This window comes from Blastococcus sp. SYSU DS0669, assembly GCF_054050895.1.
In genome coordinates, this window is sequence record NZ_JBJHAE010000003.1 from 35,866 (window position 1) to 52,625 (window position 16,760).

Below are 16,760 nucleotides of genomic sequence, written 5' to 3' on the forward strand. Positions count from 1 at the left end.
CGAGCATGCGAGTGGTGGGGGGCCGTCCCGACGTGGGGCCCCGTGGCCGCGTCCGGAGGCCCGTCGCGAGGTTGCGAGCGACGAGGGGGGCGGCCGGCCCCCTGCAGGGACCCGCCGCGAGCATGCGAGTGGTGGGGGGCAGGGGGTCCTTCTACTAGCCTCGGCCACGGTCGTGCTGGGCTTGGAGGGAACGTGACGTCGTCGAACGGGTCGTCGGCCGCCGCACCCGTCCCCCCGTCCCGGACGACGGGGGCGTCCCTGCCCGACCGCGAGAAGCTGCCGGACCGCGTCTGGACCCTGCCGAACGCGCTCTCGGTGCTGCGGCTGCTCGGCGTCCCGCTCTTCCTGTGGCTGCTCCTCGGCCCGGAGGAGGACGGCTGGGCGCTCGTCGTCCTCATGGTGTCCGGCTTCACCGACTGGCTCGACGGCAAGCTCGCCCGCTGGCTGGACCAGGGCAGCCGCCTCGGTGCGCTGCTGGACCCCGCGGCGGACCGGCTCTACATCGTCTCGGCCCTGGTCGCGCTGGCGCTGCGGGAGGTCGTGCCCCTCTGGCTGGTGGCGCTGCTGGTCGGCCGGGAGCTCCTGCTCGGCGTGCTCCTGCTCGTCCTGCGGGCCTACGGCTACCCGCCGCTGCAGGTGCACTACCTGGGCAAGGCGGCCACGCTCCTGCTGCTCTACGCCTTCCCGGTGCTGCTCGTCGCCGACGGGGACGGCGCGCTGGCGACCGTCGCCGCGCCGTTCGCCTGGGCCCTCACCATCTGGGGCACCGCGCTCTACCTGCTGGCCGCCGTCTTCTACGTGATCCAGGTCGTGGGTCTCGTGGCCGAGGAACGCTCCGCGGCCACCCGGAGCTCCCCGTGACCGGCGCGCGCCCGCCCGGCGGTGTCCGCTCCCTGGGCGCCTCCCTGCTGGACGACGTGCTGGCCGAGACCCTCGACCCGGCCTACGCGCAGGCCGCCGCCCGCAGGGCCGGGGGAGAGGCGCCACCCCGCCGGGGCCGTGGCCGGGTGCTGGTCGCGCTGACCATGGCCGGCGCGGGGCTGCTGGCCGCGGTCACCTACGACCAGGCGGCCGCCCGGGCGGAGGGCCGGCAGGAGATCCGCGAGGCCCTCGTCCGCGACATCCAGGACGAGTCGGCGCTCAGCGACGCGCTGGCCGCGGACCTCGAGGAGCTGCGCGCCGAGGTGAGCCGGACCAGCGACGAGCTGCTCGCCGCCACCGCGGTGGGGCAGCGGGCGCTCGACGCCCTCGCACGGGCCGAGCAGGCCACCGCCGCCGTCGCCGTCACCGGGCCGGGGCTGCTCGTCACGCTGGCCAACGCGGAGGCCGATGCCGACGACGACCCGCTCGGCGGCGCGGGCGGCAGCGAGGCGGTCCAGGTGGCCGACGGCGACCTGCAGCTGGTCGTCAACGCACTCTGGGCGGCCGGGGCGGAGGCGGTCAGCATCAACGGCCAGCGGCTGGGCCCCACGAGCGCCATCCGGTTCGCCGGCGAGGCGGTGCTGGTCAACTTCCGCCCGGTCAGCAGCCCCTACCGCATCAGCGCCGTCGGCGACCCCGACACGTTGTCGCAGAACTTCCTGCTCGACCCCCAGGTGCGCGACCTCGCCGGGTTCGCGGCCGCCACGGGGCTTGAGTTCGTGTTCGCCAAGGAGGACGAGCTGTCCCTGCCGGCCGCCAACCCGCCGGAGCTCCGCTCCGCCGAGATCGCCAGTCCCCGCCGGGCCACCGGCGCCGAGCCCGGCCCCGGAGGCTGACGTCGTGATCCCGATCCTCGGCCTGGCGGCGGGCGTCCTGCTCGGCCTCGTCTTCGACCCCACCGTCCCGCTCTGGCTCCAGCCCTACCTGCCGATCGCCGTCGTCGCCGCGCTCGACGCCGTCTTCGGCGGGTTCCGCGCCCGGCTCGACGGGATCTTCGACGCCAAGGTCTTCGTCATCTCGTTCGTGTCCAACGTGGTGGTGGCCGCGCTCATCGTCTTCCTCGGCGACCAGCTCGGCGTCGGCGCCCAGCTGTCGACGGCGGTGGTCGTCGTCCTCGGCATCCGCATCTTCGGCAACGCGGCGGCGATCCGCCGGCACGTCTTCCGCGCATGACCGGTGCGGGGCGGCCCGGGCCGTCGCACCCCGGCGAGAACCCACCCGCGGAGACGGTCGCGGGCGAAGCCACCACGGTGCGGCGGCGGGGGCGGGACCCTCTCGCGGCGGCGCTCATCGGCGTGCTCACCCTGCTGCTGGGCTTCGCGCTCGCGGTGCAGGTGCGCAACGCCGACGAGGCCCAGATGCTGGCCGGCGCGCGCGAGGAGGACCTCGTGCGCATTCTCGACGAGCTCAACAGCCGCGAGGAACGGCTGCGGGCACAGCTCACCGACCAGCGGGCTGCGCTGCGCGAGCTCAACGGCTCCGGCAGCCGGACCGGTGCCGCGCTGGAGGAGGCCCGCCGGAGGGCCGAGGCCCTCGGCATCCTCAACGGCACGCTGCCGGCCCAGGGGCCGGGGCTCACCTTGAGCATCGCCGACCCCACGGGCGAGGTGCGGGTGCCCGACCTGCTCGACGTGGTGCAGGAGCTGCGCGCGGCCGGCGCGGAGACCATGCAGGTCGACGGCGTCCGGATCGGGCTCTCCACCGCCGTCACCGGCGCCACCGGCGACCTCCGCGTCGACGGCGAGGCGTTGCGCTCGCCGTACGAGTTCGTCGTCCTCGGCGACCCCCAGGGCATGGAGACCGCCATGAACATCCCCGGCGGGGTCGTGCAGCGCATCGAGCGCCGCGGCGGCTCCGTGGACATCGTGCAGTCGCCCGAGCTCCTCGTGGACGCATTGCGGCCGCTCGACCGCCCTCAATACGCTTCGCCCACAACCGACTAGGGATCTCGGTGCCCCCACCTCCCGCTCCGCTCGAGGTGGGGCCCTGCGCCGAGGCCGTTGCACCACCTCACCGGGAGACGACCGCCGCATGAGCACGCCCGACGACCGCCGCTACACCGACCAGCACGAGTGGGCGATGGTGCAGGGGACCGACGGCACGTCGACCGTCGTCCGGGTCGGCATCACCGACCACGCCCAGGACGCGCTCGGGGACATCGTCTTCGTGCAGCTGCCCGAGGTGGGGGCCGAGGTCGCCCCCGGCACGCCGATCGGCGAGGTGGAGTCGACCAAGAGCGTCTCCGACGTCTACGCGCCCGTCGCCGGGGTGGTGGCCGCGGTCAACGACCGCCTGACCGACGCGCCGGAGACCATCAACGCCGACCCGTACGGCGAGGGCTGGCTGGTCGACATCGCGGTGCAGGGGGAGGGCGGCGACCCCACCGGGCAGCTGCTCGACGCCGACGCGTACCAGGCCGTGGTCGACGGCACGTGACCGGCCCGCCGGGAGGCTGACTGCGGCGATCGATCACTATGATCGCTGCGGGGCGAAGAACAGCGGGGGACCTGCGGCGAAGCCGCCCCCCGGCCCTGCACCTCCGGTTGACCCTCGGGCCGACCGGCTGGTTCCATGACCCACGGTCCGCCGCCCACCCGCGGCGGCCGACCCACGGCGGGCCGCCCGGCCCACCGTCCGCCGGCCGCCCGCGGCCCGTTCCAGGTCCGCGGCGGGCCCCTCGCACCGGAGGAGACGCAACGTGCACTGCACTCGATGTGGCCACGAGAACCCCGAGGGCAGTCGCTTCTGCGCGCAGTGCGGTGCGGCGCTCTCCCCGGAGCGCGTGGGCGAGGCCACGAGCGTGATCCCGAAGGTCGGCGGCGAGGACACCGGCGACCAGCCGGAGGCGGTGGAGGCGGCCGACGCGCACGCGGGCGCCGTCGAGTCGCTGCCCGCCGGATCGGCGCTGCTGGTGGTCAAGCGCGGCCCCAACGCCGGCAGCCGGTTCCTGCTCGACCAGGACGTCACCACCGCCGGCCGGCACCCCGACAGCGACATCTTCCTGGACGACGTCACGGTCAGCCGCCGGCACGTCGAGTTCCACCGCGAGGGCGGCGGCTTCTCGGTGCACGACGTCGGCAGCCTGAACGGCACCTACGTCAACCGCGAGCCGGTCGACGTCGCCACCCTCGCCGGTGGCGACGAGGTGCAGATCGGCAAGTTCCGCCTGGTGTACCTGACCGGCCCGCGCACCGGCGAGCCGGCCGCGCGCTAGCCGACCGGCGATTCTGCGCATGTCGGGACCGCGGACCGGGACGCCCAGACGCGGTCCCGGGGAGAGAGGGGCGTGACCGCCGTGCCCGAGCGCGAGCGTGCGCTCGGGGACGCCGGCGACCAGCACGCACCCCGCCTGACCATCGGCGAGGTGCTGGCGGTGCTGCGCGACGACTTCCCCGACGTGACGATCAGCAAGATCCGCTACCTGGAGTCCGAGGACCTGGTCCACCCGCAGCGCACGCCGTCGGGCTACCGGAAGTTCTCGCGGGCCGACGTCAGCCGGCTGCGCTACGTGCTGACCGCCCAGCGGGACCACTACCTGCCGCTGCGGGTGATCAAGGACCACCTCGACGCCCTCGACCGCGGGGAGCCGCTGCCCGGCACGAGCGGCTCCGCGCCGTTGCCCCCCGCCTCCACCGAGGAGGGGGCGACGGCGCCGCTGACCGCCGAGCAGTTCGCGCGGGCCGCCGGGCTGGAGCCCGGGCAGCTGGCCGACTGCGTGCAGTTCGGGCTCCTCTCCACCGACGCCGAGGGCCGGCACCCCGCCGCGGACCTCCCCATCGCGCGCGCGGCCGCCGGGCTCGCCCGGCACGGCATCGAGCCGCGGCACCTGCGGGTCTACCGCAGCGCCGTGGAGCGCGAGGCGGGGCTCGTCGAGCAGCTCGTCGCCCCGGTGCTGCGGGCGCGCTCCGAGGAGGCGCGCACGCGCGCCACCGAGAAGCTGCAGGAGCTGGCCGCGCTCTCCGCGCAGCTGCACACCGCCCTGCTCGAGACGCGCCTGCGGGACCTCCTCCGCCCCTGAGCGGGCGTACCGTTGAGCCGTCGCGGTCCGGCCCGCCGCCGGGTCGACGCGTCACCGGCCGCCTGACCACACCGTCCCGCCCGAACCCGGGCCGCAGCCGAGGGAGCCGCACCGTGCAGGAGCTTCGAGTCGTCGGCGTCCGCGTCGAACTGCCCGGCAACCAGCCGATCCTGCTGCTCAAGGAGACGCAGGGGGAGCGCTACCTGCCGATCTGGATCGGCGCCGTCGAGGCGGCCGCGATCGCGTTCGAGCAGCAGGGCGTGCGCCCGGCCCGCCCGATGACCCACGACCTGCTGCGCGAGGTCGTGCGCACGCTGGGAGCCGAGCTGGAGGCGGTCAACATCACCGAGATGCGCGACGGCATCTACATCGCCGAGCTCGTCTTCGGCGACGACCGCATCGTGAGCGCCCGCCCCTCCGACGCGGTGGCGCTCGCGGTGCGCACCGGGGCGCCGATCTTCGGCGCCGACGACCTCCTCGACGAGGTGGGCATCGAGATCCCCGACGAGCAGGAGGACGAGGTCGAGAAGTTCCGCGAGTTCCTCGACCAGATCTCGCCGGAGGACTTCGGGGCCGGCTCCGGCTCCGGCGGCGGGCCCGCTTAGAGGGCCCATCGGGTAGGTATCGGCAGGCGCGCCGCATCCGTCACCCGAAATGGGGCTGGTGTGGCGACACGCCGCACCGCTCAGTTGACCGGCCTCCGGGCCCGGCTTACCGTCGGCGAACGACAACGGTGTGACACCTGAGGTGACGGGTGCCGAACCGTCTACCGCCGCGGCTGTGGCGGGACAGAGGAGGACGCCGGACGTGAGCGACCAGGGCAACGGCTCGCAAGGTCAGCTGTTCAGCGATGCCGCCGTCGGTGCGCCGCAGTACGACGAGGTCGACACCGACCTGGTCGGCTACCGCGGTCCGACCGCCTGCGCCGCCGCCGGCATCACCTACCGCCAGCTGGACTACTGGGCGCGCACGGGCCTGGTGTCCCCGTCGGTGCGCAGCGCCACCGGCTCGGGCACCCAGCGGCTCTACTCCTTCCGCGACATCCTGGTGCTCAAGGTCGTCAAGCGGCTGCTGGACACCGGCGTCTCGCTGCAGAACATCCGCAAGGCCGTCGACCACCTCCGCCAGCGCGGGGTGAAGGAGCTGGCCAACGTCACCCTCTTCTCCGACGGCGCGACCGTGTACGAGTGCACCTCCGCCGAGGAGGTCGTCGACCTGCTCGCCGGCGGCCAGGGCGTGTTCGGCATCGCGGTCTCCGGGGCCCTGCGGGAGCTCTCCGGCGAGCTGGCCGAGCTGCCCGCGGAGCGGATCGACGGCGGTCAGGTCGTCCCGTCGGACGACGAGCTGTCGTTGCGCCGCCGGCGCCGGGTGGCGACGGCCTAGGTCGTCCTCCGGGCGCGCGCTCGCCGGGAACGCTCGCTGGTACCGTCCGAGCAGTGACCGACCGCGCTGCCGCGTCCACGGGTGAGGCCACCACGCCGATCGCCGGACCGCTGCCCTCGCTGAACGCCCTCGACACCGCCGGGTCCTTCGCCGGGCGGCACATCGGTCCCCGGCCGGACGACACCGCGGCGATGCTCGAGGTCGTCGGCCACCCGTCGCTGGAGTCGCTCGTCGACGCCTGCGTCCCCGAGGGCGTGCGCGACCGCGCGCCACTGGACCTGCCGCCCGCCGAGAGCGAGGCCGCCGTCCTCGCGCTGCTGCGCGAGCGCGCGGCCGCCAACGAGGTCTTCACCTCGATGATCGGCCTGGGCTACTCGGGCACGATCACCCCACCGGTCATCCAGCGCACGGTGCTGGAGAACCCGGCCTGGTACACCGCCTACACGCCCTACCAGCCCGAGATCAGCCAGGGCCGCCTGGAGGCGCTGATCAACTTCCAGACGACGGTCGCCGACCTGACCGGGCTGCCCGTGGCCGGCGCCTCGATGCTCGACGAGGCGACCGCGGCCGCCGAGGCGATGACCCTGGTCCGCCGGGCCGGCAGGGCGAAGGGTGACGCCGTCTTCGTCGTCGACCGGGACACGCTGCCGCAGACGCTGGGCGTGCTGCAGACCCGCGCCGAGCCGCTGGGCATCCGGCTGCACGTCGCCGACCTCTCCGCCGGCTGGCCCACCGACCTGCCCGAGGCCGGCGCGTTCGGCGTGCTGCTGTCCTACCCGGGCGCCAGCGGGGCCGTCCGCGACCACCGCGCGCTCGCCGCCGCCGCGCACGAGGCCGGCGCGGCCGTCGTCGTCGCCGCCGACCTGCTGGCACTCACCCTGCTGGAGGCGCCGGGGGAGTGGGGCGCCGACGTCGCCTGCGGCACGTCCCAGCGCTTCGGCGTCCCCATGGGCTACGGCGGCCCGCACGCCGGCTACCTGTCGGTGCGCGAGGGGCTGGCCCGCCAGCTCCCCGGCCGCCTGGTCGGTGTCTCGGTGGACGCCGACGGCGACGTCGCCTACCGGCTGGCGCTGCAGACCCGCGAGCAGCACATCCGCCGGGAGAAGGCGACCAGCAACATCTGCACCGCGCAGGTGCTCCTGGCCGTCATGGCCGGCGCCTACGCCGTCTACCACGGCCCCGAGGGGCTCACCGCCATCGCCGCCCGGGTGCACCGCGGCGCGACGGTGCTGGCCGGCTGGTTGCGCGCCGGCGGGCTGGAGATCGTGCACGAGCACTTCTTCGACACCGTCGAGGTGGCGGTGCCCGGACGCGCCGCCGAGGTGGTCGCCGCGGCGGCGCAGCGGCGGATCAACCTGCGCCTGGTCGACGCCGACACGGTCGCCGTCGCCTGCGACGAGACGACGACGCCGGCCGTCCTGCGCGCCGTCGCCGAGTCCTTCGGGGTCCCCGCCGACGAGACGGCGCTCGACGACGCCGGTGCCGACGCTCTCCCGGCCGCGCTTCGCCGCCGGACGCCGTTCCTCACCCACCCGGTCTTCTCCGCGCACCGCTCGGAGACGGCGATGCTGCGCTACCTGCGCTCGCTGAGCGACAAGGACCTGGCGCTGGACCGCACGATGATCCCGCTGGGTTCCTGCACGATGAAGCTCAACGCCGCGGCCGAGATGGCGGCGATCACCTGGCCGGAGTTCGCGCACCTGCACCCGTTCGCCCCGGCCGAGCAGGCCCGCGGCTACCGGCAGCTGATCGACGAGCTGTGCGCGGGGCTGGCCGAGGTGACCGGCTACGCCGGGGTGAGCGTGCAGCCCAACGCCGGCTCGCAGGGCGAGTTCGCCGGTCTCCTGGCCATCCGCGGCTACCACCGCTCGCGGGGCGAGGGCCACCGCGACGTCTGCCTGATCCCGAGCTCGGCGCACGGCACCAACGCCGCCAGCGCCGTCATGGCCGGCATGCGCGTCGTCGTCGTGGCTTGCGACGAGGCCGGGAACGTCGACGTCGCCGACCTGCACGCGAAGGTCGACCAGCACGCCGACCGGCTCGCGGGACTCATGATCACCTACCCGTCGACGCACGGGGTGTTCGAGGCCGACATCCAGGAGATCTGCGCCGCGGTGCACGACGCCGGCGGCCAGGTGTACGTCGACGGCGCCAACCTCAACGCGCTCGTCGGGCTCGCCCGCCCGGGCCGGTTCGGCTCCGACGTCAGCCACCTGAACCTGCACAAGACGTTCTGCATCCCGCACGGCGGCGGTGGCCCGGGGGTCGGCCCGGTCGCCGTCCGCGAGCACCTGCTGCCGTTCCTGCCCGGGCACCCGGTCGTGGACACCGGCGCCTCCGGCCCGGTCGTCTCCGCGGCGCCCTGGGGGTCGGCGGGCATCCTGCCGATCAGCTGGGCCTACATGCGGCTGATGGGGCCCGACGGGCTGACCCGGGCGACCGAGCACGCCATCCTGGCGGCCAACTACGTCGCGGCCCGCCTGCGCGACCACTACCCGGTCCTCTACACCGGCGCCACGGGGCTGGTGGCCCACGAGTGCATCCTCGACATCCGCCCGCTGACCAAGGCGACGGGCGTGACGAACGACGACATCGCCAAGCGCCTGATCGACTTCGGCTTCCACGCCCCGACCATGAGCTTCCCGGTCGCCGGCACGCTCATGGTCGAGCCGACCGAGAGCGAGGACAAGGCGGAGCTCGACCGCTTCGTCGACGCCATGGTCGCGATCCGCGCGGAGATCGAGAAGGTCGCGACGGGGGAGTACGACCGCACCGACAACCCGCTGCGCAACGCGCCGCACACCCTGGCGATGGTGGCGGGGGAGTGGGGGCGGCCCTACCCGCGCAGGGAGGCGGTCTACCCGGTGCGTGCGCTGCAGGGCCGCAGCTACCTCAGCCCCGTCCGCCGCATCGACCAGGCCTACGGCGACCGCAACCTGGTGTGCTCCTGCCCGCCGCCGGAGGCGTTCGAGGACCACGACTTCGGCGCGCACGCGCCCTCGGGGAACGGTGCGGTGCCCTCACGCGGTCAGGGGCACCCCGACGACCTCGGGACGACGGCCGACGTGGTCGGGGCCCCGGCCTAGCGTCGGCACCCGGCGGCAGGGTGCCGGTCACGGATGCGCCTACCGCGCTGCGTCGCGCCCTCCAGTCGGGGCGCGACGTGCTCCTCCGGGACCCTGCAGGGGGCCGCTCAGGCGGGGGCCAGCCAGACGTGGTGGTCGGGGACGGCCCGGCCGTCGGGGAGCAGTTCGCCGTCGTCGTCGAAGAGCACGACGCCGTTGCACAGGAGGCGCCAACCCTGCTCGGGGTGGCTGCTGACCACGGCGGCGAGGTCGCGCGCCTCGCTGGCTACGTCGGGGCAGGGCGTTGCGTGGTGGCACATGACGGTTCCTCTTCGTCGGTTTCCAGGACGACCGGTCGGGTTGCGCACCGCCCTCGTCTGACTCCTGGATTCGGCAGGTGTGCGCGCGTCCTGAAGCAGAGCGCGTGAGCCGGGTCACCAATCCACCCGGAGGAGTAGGCAGGTCCTGCCATGGCCGCCGGTCACGTCGGGCATCGGCCCGGTTCGGCCGCGGCGTGTCGGGCCTAGAGCTTGCGCAGCAGCACCCGGCGCACCGAGTGGTCCGCGGACTTCTGCAGCACCAGCCGCGCCCGCGACCGGGTCGGGGCGATGTTGTCCCGGAGGTTCGGGCCGTTCACCGCCGACCAGATGCCCAGCGCCGTCTCCCGGGCCTGGTCGTCGGTGAGGTCGGCGAAGCGGTGGAAGTAGGCCGTGGTGTCCTGGAACGCCGTCCGGCGCAGGGCCTGGAACCGCTCGACGTACCAGCGCTGGATGTCGGCCTCCGCCGCGTCGACGTAGACCGAGAAGTCGAAGAAGTCCGAGAGGAAGATCTCCGGGGCCGACCCGTCCGTGCGCCGGCCCGCCTGCAGGACGTTCAGCCCCTCGAGCACGAGGATGTCCGGCCGGTCCACCGCCTGCACGCGGCCGGGCACGATGTCGTAGGACTGGTGGTCGTACACCGGCGCGAAGACCTCCTCGCGCCCGGACTTCACGTCGGCCAGGAAGCGCAGCAGCGCCCGCCGGTCGTAGCTCTCCGGGAAGCCCTTGCGCCCCAGCAGGCCGCGCTCCTGCAGCACGGCGTTGGGCAGCAGGAAGCCGTCGGTGGTGACCAGGTCGACCCGGGGGACGCCGGGGGTGGCCGCCAGCAGCGTCTGCAGCAGGCGCGCGGTCGTGCTCTTCCCGACGGCGACGCTGCCGGCGACGGCGATGACGAACGGCACCTTGGCCGTGGCGTTGCCGAGGAACTCGCTCTGCGCCGCCCAGAGGCGGCGGCTGGCGGTCACGTGCAGGCTCAGCAGGCGGGCCAGCGGCAGGTAGACCGTGGCGACCTCGTCCAGGTCGATGCGGTCACCCAGGGAGGCGAGGGTCTCCAGCTCGGCGGCGTCCAGCGGCAGGACCGAGCCCGCGGCCAGGGCTCGCCACGAGTCGCGGTCGAACACCGCGTAGGGCGAGATGGAGCCACGAGTCCCAGCCGTCACGCGCCCCATCGTGCCGTCCACCCCCGGGGCGGGGTGCGCGCGGGTCACCCAGGCGGGTCGGGCCACGGGGTACCGGGGGCGTGCGGAGCCCCGACGGGACGGAGCCGGTCTAGTGTTTCCCCGTGCCGACCCGCCCGGGGCTGCTCGAGTGCATCGAGCGCTACTTCGCCACCGCGCCCCAGCCGGACGCGCGGATCCAGACCGCCGGGGCGCTCGACGTCCCGATCGCCGATCCCGCCTGGCCCTACCCCGCCCGCCCCCGGCACGACGGTGGCCAGGTCACCGCCGAGGACGTGCGGGCGGCCCTGGAGCTGCAGCGGGCGGCCGGCCTGCCGACGGCCCTGGAGTGGATCCCCGAGTGCTCGCCGGAGGTGGGGGCCGCCGTCCGTGCGGCAGGGATGGCCGTCGAGGAGCTGCCGCTGCTCGTGGCCGACGAACCCGTCGACGTCGTCCTGCCGGCGGGGGTCCGCCTCTTCCTGGTCGGCGCCGAGGACCCGGAGCTGCCGCACTACCAGCACGTGGCCGCGCTCGGCTTCGCCCACCCCGGGGGAGCCGTCGACGTGGAGGAGAGGGCGCCGGAGGAGTCGCCGGAGGCGGTGCGCCGCACCGAGGTGCTGCGCGAGCGGATCGCCGACGGGCGGACCGTCATGATGGTCGCCATCGACCACGGCCAGCCGGTCGCGGTGGGCTCGCACCAGCCCCTCGACGTCGACGGCACCGAGGTGAGCGAGATCGTCGGGGTGGCGACGTTGCCGCGGCTGCGCGGCCGCGGGCTGGGCGCCGGCGTCGCCTCGGCGCTGACCGCGCACGCCCGGGAGACCGCGGACCTGGTCTTCCTGGCCGCCGGTGACGACGACGTGGCGCGGGTGTACGAGCGCATCGGTTTCGCCCGCATCGCGACCACCGCCGTGGCCGAGCTGCCGCCGGGCTGAGCCCGCGCAGGATCAGGAGTCCCGCGGCGTGGGCAGCTGCGCCGCCGCGGCGTCGAGGGCGGCACGGGCGGCGTCCCAGCCCACGGATGCGGGGACCTCGCTGAGCAGCACGACGACCTTGCGCCCGATCACCCCGACCGAGTGCAGGTGCCGGTTCCCCGCGACGCAGCACATCCACCCCTGCTTGACCGCCGGTCGCCCGGGGACGGCGCCGAAGACGCCGAACTCCTGGTCGAAGCCGTCGGCCGCGATCGGCGTGGCCAGCCGCATCCACGCGAGGATGGCCGCGGCGTCCGCGGGGTGCGCGACCGTGGGCAGCAGCGACAGGAACCGGGCGAGGTCGCGGGCGCTGGTCAAGGTCTGGCCCCACTGGCCGGGCACCGCCGGGGGGCTGGTGGCGCTCAGGCCGTACCGCTCGGCGACGTCCACCACCATCTGCGCGCCCCCGTAGCGCACCCACAGCTGCGAGGCCGCGGGGTCGTCGGACCGCCGGACCATCGCCTGCAGGAGCGCGAAGTCCTCCCGGTCCAGGGCCAGGCGCCCCGTCCGGGCGCGGTGCAGGAGGTCCGCGGCCATGTACAGCTTCACCATCGACGCGCCCGGGATCGGCCGCCCGGCCACGTCGCCGTTGTCGGCCCGGAACGCGGCCGCCCGCGCCGTGGCCGCCTCCGCCGCCCGGGCCGAGCGGCCGCCCGTCGGGTCGGGCTGCCGGGCGACCGCCACCGCCAGCGTGCCCTGCGTGCCGTAGGCCGCCGTCATGGCCGAGACGACCTCCTGGGCCGAGGGCCATGCGGCCGCGGCCGGGACCGGCGCGAGCAACGAGCCCACCAACGAGGCCAGCAGGGCCACCAGCAGCCCGGGGACGGGCAGCCGGCGCACGCGCCCCGGGCCGCGCCGGCCCGGGCGGGGGGACGACGTCGCCATGGCGGGGAGCTACCCACCCGACGGCGGCCGCCGCACCCACCCCACGGTGGCCGCTTCAACGTTCAAGCGGCCGGCGGCGGGCCGTGGCGGTGCGGAGACGCGCGGACGCGGCCGGTCAGCCCTGCTCGTACGTGGCCACCAGGGTCGCGCGGGCGAGCGTGTGCGAGAACAGGTTGAAGCCCAGCACCGCTGGCGTGGTGCTCGCGTCCACCTCGAGCCGGTCGGTGTCGACCGCGTGCACCACCACGAAGTAGCGGTGCGGCCCGTGCCCGGGCGGGGGAGCGGCGCCGACGTACCCGGCGAAGCCGCCGTCGTTGCGCAGCTGCACGGCTCCCTCGGGGAGCTGCGGGGCGTCCTTGTCGCCGGCGCCGGAGGGCAGCTCGGTCACCGACGCGGGGATGTTCGCCACCGCCCAGTGCCAGAAGCCGCTGGCGGTCGGAGCGTCCGGGTCGTAGACGGTGACGGCGAAGCTGCGGGTGCCCTCGGGGAAGCCGGACCACGACAGCTGGGGGGAGCGGTCCTCGCCGCCGGCGCCCATCACACCGCTGACGTGCGGCATCGCCATGGCCTGCCCGTCGGACAGGTCGCTGCTGGTCACGGTGAAGCCCGGCACCTGCGGCAGGAAGTCGTAGGGGTTGGGCGGGGTGGGCCGGTCGGCCATGGTGGTCCTCTCCCTCGGGGCGGTCGGTCGATGGGCGGGGCCGCCGGAGCGTCCCCGTCGGACCCTAGGCAGCTCCACCGCCCGGCGCCCGTCGGGCCGGACGCCCGCAGCGCGCCCGGGCGCCGTCCCAGGACGTGCGCAGCGCCCGGCGCCGGTAGCGTCGCGTCGTGTCCACCACCCGATCGGTCGGCCTCCCCGGCGGCGTCCGGGCCTGCCTGTTCGACCTCGACGGCGTCCTCACCCGGACCGCCACGGTCCACATGGCGGCCTGGAAGCGGACCTTCGACGAGTTCCTGCGGGCGCACGACCCGGCGGCACCGGAGTTCACCCAGGACGACTACAACCGGTACGTCGACGGCAAGCCGCGGGCCGACGGCGTCCGCGACTTCCTCGCCAGCCGGGGCATCGTCCTGCCCGAGGGCGAGCTCGGCGACCCCCCGGACGCCGAGACGGTGCAGGGGGTGGCCACCCGCAAGAACGACCTGGTGCAGCGGGAGCTCGAGGAGCACGGCGTCGAGGTGTACGAGGGCTCGGTGCGCTACCTGCGGGCGGTGAAGGAGGCGGGCCTGGCCACCGCGGTGGTGACCGCCTCGGCCAACGGCGAGCAGGTGGTGGCCGCCGGCGGCTTCGCCGACCTGATCGACACCCGGGTGGACGGCGTCGTCGCGCGGGAGCGGGGGCTGGCGGGCAAGCCCGCGCCCGACACCTTCCTGGCCGGCGCGCACGCCCTGGGGGTGAGCCCGCGGGAGGCCGTCGTCTTCGAGGACGCCCTGGCCGGGGTGGCCGCCGGGCGCGCGGGCGGGTTCGCCCACGTCGTCGGCGTCGACCGCGTGGGGCACGCCGAGGGGCTGCGCGAGGCCGGGGCCGACGTCGTCGTGACCGACCTGGCCGAGCTGCTGGAGCGACCATGACCGAGGGGCGGGCGGTCTTCCCGGTCCAGCCGTGGGCGCTCACCGAGGTCGGGATGGACCACGGCAGCCTCGGGGTGCACGAATCGGTCTTCGCCCTGGCCAACGGGCACCTGGGCATGCGCGGCTCGCTGGAGGAGGGCGAGCCGGTCGTCGTCCCCGGCACCTACCTCAACGGCTTCTTCGAGGAGCGGCCGCTGCCCTACGCCGAGGCGGGCTACGGCTTCCCGGAGATGGGGCAGACCGTCGTCAACGTGACCGACGGCAAGCTGATCCGGCTGCTGGTGAAGGACTCGCCGCTGGACCTCAACTACGGCGAGGTCATCGACCACCGGCGCACCCTGGACCTGCGGGCCGGGGTGCTGCGCCGGTCCACGGAGTGGCGCTCGCCCAGCGGCCGGACCGTGCGGGTGACCAGCACGCGCCTGGTGTCGCTGGCCCGCCGGTCGATCGCCGCGATCGAGTACCAGGTGGAGGTCACCGACGACCTCGGCGACCTCTACGTCGCCCTGCAGTCGGACCTGCTGGCCAACGAGGACGGCGCCCCCGACGGCGACCGCGACCCGCGTGGTGCTGCCGCCCTGGCCCGCCCGCTGCAGTGCGAGCTCGCCGCCGGCCGGGGCCGCCGCGCGGTGCTGGTGCACCGCACGAAGCGCAGCCAGCTGCGCATGGCGGCCGGCATGGACCACCTGATCGAGGTCCCCGACAGCTGCACCGAGGACATCGAGGCCGTCGGCGACCTGGCCCGGTACACCCTCGCGGCCCGCATCCCGCCCGGGGGCTCGATGAAGATCATCAAGTTCCTCGCCTACGGCTGGTCCTCGCGCCGCTCGGGCGCGGCGCTGCGCGACCAGGTGGAGGCGGCGCTGGCGACGGCGAAGCTCGCCGGCTTCGAGCGCCTGCTCCGCGAGCAGCGCGAGCTCCTGGCCCAGCACTGGGACGAGGCCGACGTCGAGGTGGTGGGCGACGACGAGCTGCAGCAGGCCGTGCGGGTGGGCATGTTCCACGTCCTGCAGGCGGGGCTCCGCGCCGAGCGGCAGGCGATCCCGGCCAAGGGGCTGACCGGGCCCGGCTACGACGGGCACACCTTCTGGGACACCGAGACCTACGTGCTGCCGGTGCTCACCTACACCGCGCCGCACGCCGCCCGAGACGCGCTGATCTGGCGGCACACCACCCTGGGCCTGGCCCGTGAGCGCGCCCGCGTGCTGGGCCTGCGCGGGGCCGCGTTCCCGTGGCGGACGATCCGGGGCGAGGAGACGTCGGGCTACTGGCCCGCGGGCACGGCCGCCTTCCACATCAACGCCGACATCGCCGACGCCGTCGTCCGCTACCACGACGCCACGCTGGACGACGCCTTCGACCGCGACTACGGCGCCGAGCTGCTCATCGAGACCGCCCGGCTGTGGGCCTCGCTCGGTCACTTCGACACCGAGCACGGCTTCCGGATCGACGGGGTGACCGGGCCCGACGAGTACACGGCCGTCGTCGACAACAACGTCTACACCAACCTCATGGCGCAGCGGAACCTGCAGGAGGCCGCCGCCGCGGTGCGTCGGCAGCCCGCCGTGGCGACCCGGTTGCAGGTCACCGACGAGGAGGTGGAGGAGTGGCTGCGCGGGGCGGCGCTCATGGCGGTGCCCTACGACACCCAGCGTGGCGTGCACATGCAGTCCGACGGCTTCACCCACCACGAGGAGTGGGACTTCGCCGGCACGCCGCGCGAGCACTACCCGCTGCTGCTGAACTACCCTTACTTCGAGCTGTACCGGAAGCAGGTGGTCAAGCAGGCCGACCTGGTGATGGCCCTGCACCTGCGGGGCGACGCGTTCACCCTCGAGGAGAAGATCGCGGACTTCGCCTACTACGAGCAGCGCACCACCCGCGACTCGTCGCTGTCGGCGACCCAGCAGGGGGTCGTCGCCGCCGAGACCGGCCACCTGGAGCTCGCCCACCAGTACTGGGCCGAGGCGGCGCTCACCGACATCCAGAACCTGCACCACAACTCCGGCCACGGGCTGCACATCGCCTCGCTGGCAGGGGGGTGGACAGTCGCCGTCGCCGGCTTCGGCGGGCTCCGGGACCACGGGGGCCGGCTCTCCTTCGCGCCGCGGCTGCCCGAGCGGATCAGCCGGCTGCGCTTCCGGGTGGTCTACCGGGGCCGGAAGCTCACCGTCACCGTGGAGCGGGACCAGGCGACCTACCGCCTGGTGGACGGCGATCCGCTCGACATCAGCCACCACGGCCGGCAGGTGCGCATCGACCACGACGACGTGGTGCTCGAGCTGCCGCCGCCGCCCGACGTCGACCCGGTGCGCCAGCCACCCGGCTGCGAGCCGCGGCGGCGCTCGCGCGGCTGACCGCCGCCGCGCGAGCGGAGCCCGGCCCCGCGCGGCTGGGACGACGACCACCGGCTGGGGTCGTCGTGCGCGCTCGGGGACCACGACTACCGTTATCCCCAACATCGACCC

At 74.8% G+C, this 16,760-nt stretch carries 17 protein-coding genes; 13 read left to right on the plus strand and 4 right to left on the minus strand.

Going from position 1 to position 16,760, the window contains the following annotated elements; translation table 11 throughout:
• Positions 1–192 precede the first annotated feature (192 nt).
• From ACI792_RS04905 to gcvP, 10 genes are all read left to right on the plus strand, one after another.
• Entirely contained in the window at positions 193–861 is a 669-nt protein-coding gene (locus ACI792_RS04905) for a CDP-alcohol phosphatidyltransferase family protein (protein ID WP_456601591.1), read from the plus strand.
• The gene (locus ACI792_RS04910) at positions 858–1,757 is read left to right on the plus strand and encodes a DUF881 domain-containing protein (protein ID WP_456601592.1); all 900 of its coding nucleotides are present in this window, start codon (positions 858–860) and stop codon (positions 1,755–1,757) included. The genes ACI792_RS04905 and ACI792_RS04910 overlap by 4 nt, the downstream gene beginning before the upstream one ends.
• A 4-nt stretch (positions 1,758–1,761) precedes the next feature.
• Positions 1,762–2,094: a small basic family protein gene (locus tag ACI792_RS04915; protein WP_091932660.1), complete on the plus strand. Its 333-nt coding sequence runs from the start codon at positions 1,762–1,764 to the stop codon at positions 2,092–2,094.
• Entirely contained in the window at positions 2,091–2,864 is a 774-nt protein-coding gene (locus tag ACI792_RS04920; RefSeq protein ID WP_456601593.1) for a DUF881 domain-containing protein, read from the plus strand. Before ACI792_RS04915 ends, ACI792_RS04920 begins: the two co-directional genes overlap by 4 nt.
• Positions 2,865–2,952: 88 nt before the next feature.
• Entirely contained in the window at positions 2,953–3,357 is a 405-nt protein-coding gene (gcvH, locus tag ACI792_RS04925) for a glycine cleavage system protein GcvH (protein ID WP_456581323.1), read from the plus strand.
• A 262-nt stretch (positions 3,358–3,619) separates the two neighbouring features.
• On the plus strand, positions 3,620–4,135 hold the full coding sequence (odhI, locus tag ACI792_RS04930; RefSeq protein WP_091932657.1) for an oxoglutarate dehydrogenase inhibitor Odhl: 516 nt from the start codon (positions 3,620–3,622) through the stop codon (positions 4,133–4,135).
• A 72-nt stretch (positions 4,136–4,207) separates the two neighbouring features.
• A complete protein-coding gene (ftsR, locus tag ACI792_RS04935; protein WP_456601594.1) occupies positions 4,208–4,939 on the plus strand; it encodes a transcriptional regulator FtsR in 732 nt (243 codons plus the stop codon).
• Positions 4,940–5,052: 113 nt separating this feature from the next.
• Positions 5,053–5,544, plus strand: coding sequence for a bifunctional nuclease family protein (locus tag ACI792_RS04940; RefSeq protein WP_305999992.1), 492 nt, complete (start codon positions 5,053–5,055; stop codon positions 5,542–5,544).
• 202 nt (positions 5,545–5,746) lie between these two features.
• Positions 5,747–6,322: a MerR family transcriptional regulator gene (locus ACI792_RS04945; RefSeq protein WP_456601595.1), complete on the plus strand. Its 576-nt coding sequence runs from the start codon at positions 5,747–5,749 to the stop codon at positions 6,320–6,322.
• A 53-nt stretch (positions 6,323–6,375) separates the two neighbouring features.
• Complete coding sequence (gene gcvP / locus ACI792_RS04950) at positions 6,376–9,408, plus strand: aminomethyl-transferring glycine dehydrogenase (RefSeq protein ID WP_456601596.1); 3,033 nt, start codon at positions 6,376–6,378, stop codon at positions 9,406–9,408.
• Positions 9,409–9,515: 107 nt separating this feature from the next.
• Here the strand turns inward: gcvP and ACI792_RS04955 are convergent, their stop codons facing one another.
• Positions 9,516–9,707, minus strand: a complete 192-nt coding sequence (locus ACI792_RS04955) for a DUF5999 family protein (RefSeq protein ID WP_456581328.1) — start codon at positions 9,705–9,707, stop codon at positions 9,516–9,518.
• A gap of 203 nt (positions 9,708–9,910) precedes the next feature.
• Complete coding sequence (gene coaA, locus ACI792_RS04960) at positions 9,911–10,873, minus strand: type I pantothenate kinase (RefSeq protein ID WP_456601597.1); 963 nt, start codon at positions 10,871–10,873, stop codon at positions 9,911–9,913.
• 113 nt (positions 10,874–10,986) lie between these two features.
• Here coaA and ACI792_RS04965 point away from each other — a divergent pair, with 113 nt between their 5' ends.
• Positions 10,987–11,796 (plus strand): GNAT family N-acetyltransferase, encoded by an 810-nt coding sequence (locus ACI792_RS04965; protein WP_456601598.1) that lies wholly within the window; start codon positions 10,987–10,989, stop codon positions 11,794–11,796.
• A 12-nt stretch (positions 11,797–11,808) separates the two neighbouring features.
• On the opposite strand, the gene ACI792_RS04970 is transcribed toward ACI792_RS04965, so the two are convergent.
• Both ACI792_RS04970 and ACI792_RS04975 read right to left on the minus strand, forming a co-directional pair.
• Positions 11,809–12,720 carry a serine hydrolase gene (locus ACI792_RS04970; protein WP_456601599.1) on the minus strand — a complete coding sequence of 304 codons (912 nt, stop codon included), beginning with the start codon at positions 12,718–12,720 and terminating at the stop codon, positions 11,809–11,811.
• Positions 12,721–12,835: 115 nt separating this feature from the next.
• Positions 12,836–13,381, minus strand: a complete 546-nt coding sequence (locus tag ACI792_RS04975; RefSeq protein ID WP_456601600.1) for a YbhB/YbcL family Raf kinase inhibitor-like protein — start codon at positions 13,379–13,381, stop codon at positions 12,836–12,838.
• Positions 13,382–13,548: 167 nt separating this feature from the next.
• Between ACI792_RS04975 and ACI792_RS04980 the strand changes: the two genes are divergently transcribed.
• On the plus strand, positions 13,549–14,292 hold the full coding sequence (locus ACI792_RS04980; RefSeq protein ID WP_456601601.1) for a beta-phosphoglucomutase family hydrolase: 744 nt from the start codon (positions 13,549–13,551) through the stop codon (positions 14,290–14,292).
• Complete coding sequence (locus tag ACI792_RS04985; RefSeq protein ID WP_456601602.1) at positions 14,289–16,649, plus strand: glycoside hydrolase family 65 protein; 2,361 nt, start codon at positions 14,289–14,291, stop codon at positions 16,647–16,649. The genes ACI792_RS04980 and ACI792_RS04985 overlap by 4 nt, the downstream gene beginning before the upstream one ends.
• The last annotated feature ends 111 nt before the right edge of the window (positions 16,650–16,760 follow it).

Coding starts and splice junctions, on each gene's coding strand:
- ACI792_RS04920 (WP_456601593.1), top strand. CDS start 2,091: ATGACCGGTGCGGGGCGGCCCGGGCCGTCGCACCCCGGCGAGAACCCA.
- gcvH (WP_456581323.1), top strand. CDS start 2,953: ATGAGCACGCCCGACGACCGCCGCTACACCGACCAGCACGAGTGGGCG.
- ACI792_RS04955 (WP_456581328.1), bottom strand. CDS start 9,707: ATGTGCCACCACGCAACGCCCTGCCCCGACGTAGCCAGCGAGGCGCGC.
- coaA (WP_456601597.1), bottom strand. CDS start 10,873: ATGGGGCGCGTGACGGCTGGGACTCGTGGCTCCATCTCGCCCTACGCG.
- ACI792_RS04970 (WP_456601599.1), bottom strand. CDS start 12,720: ATGGCGACGTCGTCCCCCCGCCCGGGCCGGCGCGGCCCGGGGCGCGTG.
- ACI792_RS04975 (WP_456601600.1), bottom strand. CDS start 13,381: ATGGCCGACCGGCCCACCCCGCCCAACCCCTACGACTTCCTGCCGCAG.
- ACI792_RS04985 (WP_456601602.1), top strand. CDS start 14,289: ATGACCGAGGGGCGGGCGGTCTTCCCGGTCCAGCCGTGGGCGCTCACC.